Source organism: bacterium, from assembly GCA_035703895.1.
In the GTDB taxonomy this organism is placed as follows: Bacteria; Sysuimicrobiota; Sysuimicrobiia; order Sysuimicrobiales; family Segetimicrobiaceae; genus Segetimicrobium.
Map to the genome: position 1 here is coordinate 1 of DASSXJ010000029.1, position 4,877 is coordinate 4,877.

Annotated in this window: 5 protein-coding genes; all 5 read right to left on the reverse strand. The window is 63.3% G+C overall.

Translation table 11 applies throughout. The features are described from left to right. Positions 1-460: 460 nt before the first annotated feature. Positions 461-808, reverse strand: a complete 348-nt coding sequence (locus VFP86_02100; GenBank protein HET8998416.1) for an NIPSNAP family protein — start codon at positions 806-808, stop codon at positions 461-463. Between the two features lie 272 nt (positions 809-1,080). Continuing rightward, positions 1,081-2,031 carry an amidohydrolase family protein gene (locus VFP86_02105; protein HET8998417.1) on the reverse strand — a complete coding sequence of 317 codons (951 nt, stop codon included), beginning with the start codon at positions 2,029-2,031 and terminating at the stop codon, positions 1,081-1,083. After that, positions 2,028-2,906, reverse strand: coding sequence for a carbohydrate ABC transporter permease (locus VFP86_02110; protein HET8998418.1), 879 nt, complete (start codon positions 2,904-2,906; stop codon positions 2,028-2,030). Before VFP86_02110 ends, VFP86_02105 begins: the two co-directional genes overlap by 4 nt. Then, a complete protein-coding gene (locus tag VFP86_02115; GenBank protein HET8998419.1) occupies positions 2,906-3,784 on the reverse strand; it encodes a sugar ABC transporter permease in 879 nt (292 codons plus the stop codon). The genes VFP86_02110 and VFP86_02115 overlap by 1 nt, the downstream gene beginning before the upstream one ends. 52 nt (positions 3,785-3,836) lie before the next feature. Beyond that, positions 3,837-4,877: extracellular solute-binding protein (locus VFP86_02120; protein ID HET8998420.1), on the reverse strand; the 1,041-nt coding region annotated here is incomplete at its 5' end.

The window sequence follows — 4,877 nt, forward strand, 5'->3', positions numbered from 1 at the left end:
TCGAAATCGGCAAGGAGCGCGTGTGGGACCAACTAAGGGGTAGTTCCATGGCCCTAATGACCTACTCTGTTACTAACCAAGTCTCCCTGGTCCCCTGTGGAGCCGCTCACGTTGACCCCGGTTGGTGCCGCCCAGACGGCACGCGGCTTACGCCGATGGAGGCATGCGCGGAGTTGCACCATACCACGCTCAGTTGGTGTCGCGAGGATGGGACCTTCCTCGGGAAGCCGTAACGGGAAGGACAGCGCATGACCCCAAAATGATTTGGGGCGAACTGCCGCTTTTCCGCCCGCACAAATAAAAAACAAATAGACTGGCTTAAACCACCTTCGACTAACTTTGCCTCGCCCTCTACGATCTCACATTTTTCTTGGGTATCCGTACTAGCCTCGACTAACTTTTGCTCCCTAGGCGAAGCAGTCAAAGGTGATCCACTCAACGCGGCGAGCGTTGCAGGGACTTAACGAGCCCATGACCAGTGAACCCGATCCTCAGGAGCTTCCACGACGACGACCTCATACTTCTCCAACATGGGTAGCAGGACGTTCTCCAGTTCGCGCTTCCAAAGCTCCCCTTCATAAAATTTTGCTTTCATAGGCTCACGCGACGAGAGATCAGGGAAGCCCCGCATAAAGAAGAAGGTGTCAGGATCTTCTACGGAGAGAAATGGGCCTAATATTTTCATCCCGATTTCAGTGTGCGCCGGGATAGACTTGGAGCGGAATATATCAAGAAATTGAGCACGCTTGCCGGGCTTGGTCTTATAGGTTCGCATTTCGATGATCATTGAAAACACCTCTGGCATCATACTTGCGCGGCTCCGCCACGATCTTTTCGATCTCATCCCGCTCGGGACTCGAAGGGATGATAGGGCGCATATGTTCGATAGTCAATGCCGAACACGGCAACGGGAATCCGCTAAATGGGGGGAAGAGTATGGGCTGACAACCTGCCGTCTGGGGCATGTGGTGGGTATAGGCTAAGGCATTCTGGTGCTCCGTGCCGCTTGCTGGGATAGGGTGTGAACCCTAGACCATGGTCTAGCCACGGAGCGCCGGATTGATCCCGGTGTCGCAGCCGTCACGAACGCTCGCCCGTGCTCAGCGTGATTCCGAGCAGCCGAGCGGCGTTTCCGGCAAAGATCGCCCGCATCGTCTCATCGCCGCACCCGAGTTCCCAGCAGGCGCGCAGCTGATCCTCAAGATACCGGACCGCGAATCCACGGGGGAACCAGCTCGAATCCGTCCCGAAGAGGATCCGCCGCGGGCCCACGGTTTCCAAGAACTTCCGGAATAATCCCCCCAGCGTGAGATCGTACGGCATCCACCGCATCCATTCGTTCGATCCCGAGGTGTCGACGTGGACGTTCCCGCACACCCAGGCCAGGTGTAGGAGCTCTCTCGGATAGCCGCAGCCAAAGTGAGGGATGATGAACGGGATGCCCGGAAAAGCCCGGGCGACGTCCTGCAGGGTGAGCGGGCTCATGTTGGGGTGGGCAACGATTCCCTGATACCGGAGCGGTCCGAAGTGGATGAGAACCGGAATCCCCAGCCGCTCCGCGGTTTCCCACACCGGCCAGAGGCGTTCGTCGCCGATGCCGGCCGAGAGCAGCGGGGCGATCAGTTTGTAGCCCCGCAGCCCGAGCGTTGTGACAGCCCGTTCCAGCTCCGCGGCCGCGTCGGGGCGGAACGGATCGTGATGGGCAAAGCCAATGAACTTGTCCGGATGGCTCGCCGCGACTCTGGCGAGGCGGTCGTTGTCGCCCCCGGTCACGAAGACGATCCGGACCAGGCGGTGACGGTCCACCTCGGCCGCCCACCGCGTCGCCATCTCATTGTCCGACCCGGCGGACTCCGGGTCCGGAAAGCCCCAGGCGCGGCGCCAGGCCCGCTGGTCCTCGGTGAGCCAGCCCATCACCCGATCCCATTTGGCCTGTCCGTGGCGGGCCACGTAGGCCTCGCGCGCGGGGTCACGTCCGTCACGGACGGGGAAATGGGCGTGGACGTCGAGCACGGGGGGCCGGGCGCTCATCCGCGGAGCCCCGTGAGCACGACACCTTCGATGATCTGGCGCTGCAGGATGATGAACACGGCGAGGACCGGCAGGACGGCAAGCGAAGACGCGGCCATAATGAGATGCCAGGCCGATCCCGCCTCGCCGCTGAAGAGCGCGATGCCCACGGGCAGCGTCCGCATCGCCGGCGTTTGAATGACGATCAACGGCCAGATGAACGCGTTCCAGTTTCCAAGGAACGTGAAGATGCACAGCGCCGCGACCGCGGGCCGCACCAGCGGAAGCGCGATCCGCGCAAAGAGGCCGAACTCCGATAGCCCGTCGATCCGCGCCGCGTCGAGCAGCTCGTCGGGGACGCCGGTCATGAACTGGCGCATCAGGAACACCCCGAAGGCACTCGTGAGCCCGGGGAACATGATCCCCCAATACGTATCGATCCACCCGAGCCGGACGCTCATCGTATACCAGGGAATGACGAGCATCTCGGTCGGGATCATCAGCGTGCTCAGGATGACGATGAAGATGACCTGCCGGCCGGGAAAGCGGAGTTTGGCCAACGTGTAGCCGGTCAGAGAGTCAAAGAACGCGACACTCCCCGTGGTCACCGCCGCGATCACGAAGCTGTTGAAGAACCATCGGGGAAACTGCGTCGTGGTGAGCACCCGCCGGAAATTGTCGAGGGTGGGCACCTGAGGCCAGAAGTGCAGTTCGAAGATCTCCCGCGGCCCCTTGAGCGAGGTGGCGAGCATCCACACGAAAGGAAAGACGATCAGGAGACCCCCGGCCGCGAGCGCGACGTACGCCAGCGTGTTCCCCAGCGCCCGCCGGGGGAACAGCGTCTGCCCGGCTGCGCCGCGCGCCACCCTCATCTCCGCCGCCACCCGAGTGGCCATCAATACTCTACCTGCCGCGAAAAGAACCGCATCTGCAAGAGCGTGATCGCGAGGATCGCGGCAAAGAGCACCACCGTGGCGGCCGCCGCCGGCCCCATGTGGAATCGCTGGAACCCCTGGATGTAGACGTACAGCACGACCGTCAGGGTACTGCCGAGCGGCCCCCCCTGATCGCCGAACGTCATGTTGAGCACCTGGGTGAACAGTTGGAGGTAGATGATGCTCCCGTAGACGACCGAGAAGACGAGCGTCGGATTCAACAGCGGCAGGGTAATATGGCGGAAGAGCTCCCACCCGTTGGCGCCGTCCACGCCCGCGGCCTCATAAAACACCGGAGGGATGGCGTCCAGCCCGGCGAGGAAGATCACCACCTGGAAGCCGATATACTCCCACACCACCATCGCGGCAATCGCGTACAGCGCCTGCTCGGGCCGGCGCAGAAAGGCCTGCGGGGGGAGGCCCACGGTGTCGAAGAGGCGGTTGAGGGGGCCGAAGGTCGGCGTGTACAGCCACTGCCACACCCAGGCCGCCGCGACGATAGGCGTCACAAACGGGATGAAATAGAGCGTTCGAAAGAAGCCGCGGAAGCGAACGATCCGGCGGAGCAGCAGGGCGATTCCAAGCCCGAGGATGAGTTGGGCGGGGATCCCGGCGATCAGATACCGGAGCGTGTTCGTGGCCGCCTTCCAGAACAACCGATCGGACAGGATCTCGCGGAAGTTGGCCAGCCCGACGAACGGCTTCTCGGGCGAGATGATATTCCACCGGTGCAGGCTGATAAAGAGGGCGGAGGCCGCGGGGAGGATCCGGATCGCCAGGAAGAACAGGAGCGGGCCGGCCAGGAACGCGTACGCCCACAGCGCGCGGCGCGCCCCCATGCTCAACTTCCCCGAGGGCGCCCGTGTCGCGGAGATGGCCACGCGAGGTCGTCTACTTGTGCTTGGCCCAGAACTCGCCCAGGATCTTCGCCTCCCTGGATGAGGCTTCGTCGAGCGCGATCTTCGGATCTTTGTGGTTGAGGATCACCTCGTTGATTGCATCCACCAACACTTGACGCTGTGCCGCCTCATCGATGAAGAACGTCGCGTGCGCGTACGGGAGACTCTTGATGAACGGGCCGTAGACCGGATCCGTGGCTAGCTTGGGATCGTCGGCGAGCGCCTTGCCTGCCGGAATCTCTCCGACCTGCTGCAGCCAGAGACGCTGAGTGTCCGGCGAGGTGATGAATTTCAGGAACTTGATCGCCGCCTCCCGCTGCGGTCCCTTCGCCTTGTTCGTGAGGCCGTGCACCCACAACGAGCCAAAGTTCGCGGGCGTGCCTCCGGCGGTCCGGCGGGGCAGCTGGGCGACCCCCCAGTCGAACTTCGCGCTCCCCCGGATCGCCCCGATCGCGAATGAGCCGTCCACGATCATCGCGGCCTTTCCCGCGAGAAAGGCATCCCGATACCCGTTGCCGCCGGGGAAGAAGCCGATCGTCGCGACCTTGTACTTCGTCACGAGATCGGTGTACCAGCGGAGCGCTTCGGCCCCTCCGGGCGTGTTGTAGGTCGCGCGGCGTCCGTCGCCGCTGTAGGGGGCGGCTCCCCACTGCCGGAACAGCACCTCGCGGATCAGTTGGTGATCCTGGCCGTCCGGGGCGATGCCGAAGCCTTCTGCGGTCGTGTTCCCTTTCGCATCGCGTTCGGTCAGCCGCTGAGCGTCCGCCAGGAATTCGTCCCAGGCGGCGGGAGGCTGGCTGATCCCGGCCTTCCGAAACAGGTCTTTATTGTAGAAGAGCGCCAGCGTGCGGACGGCCGTGGGGAGCGCCCAGTACTTGCCCTCGAACTTGGCGGCCTTGACCATCGGCACGAACTCGCGCTCGATCTGGGAGACCGGGAAGGCGCTCTCGGGCAACGGCTGCACGTAACCGCTGTCGACGTAGAGGGGGAGCCACCCGTAGAAGAGGTTGACGACGTCGGGGCCCTGCCCGGC

Excerpts from the sequence above, each read along its gene's own strand:
- VFP86_02115 (HET8998419.1), bottom strand. The coding sequence starts at position 3,784 with ATGGGGGCGCGCCGCGCGCTGTGGGCGTACGCGTTCCTGGCCGGCCCG.
- VFP86_02110 (HET8998418.1), bottom strand. The coding sequence starts at position 2,906 with ATGGCCACTCGGGTGGCGGCGGAGATGAGGGTGGCGCGCGGCGCAGCC.
- VFP86_02100 (HET8998416.1), bottom strand. The coding sequence starts at position 808 with ATGATGCCAGAGGTGTTTTCAATGATCATCGAAATGCGAACCTATAAG.
- VFP86_02105 (HET8998417.1), bottom strand. The coding sequence starts at position 2,031 with ATGAGCGCCCGGCCCCCCGTGCTCGACGTCCACGCCCATTTCCCCGTC.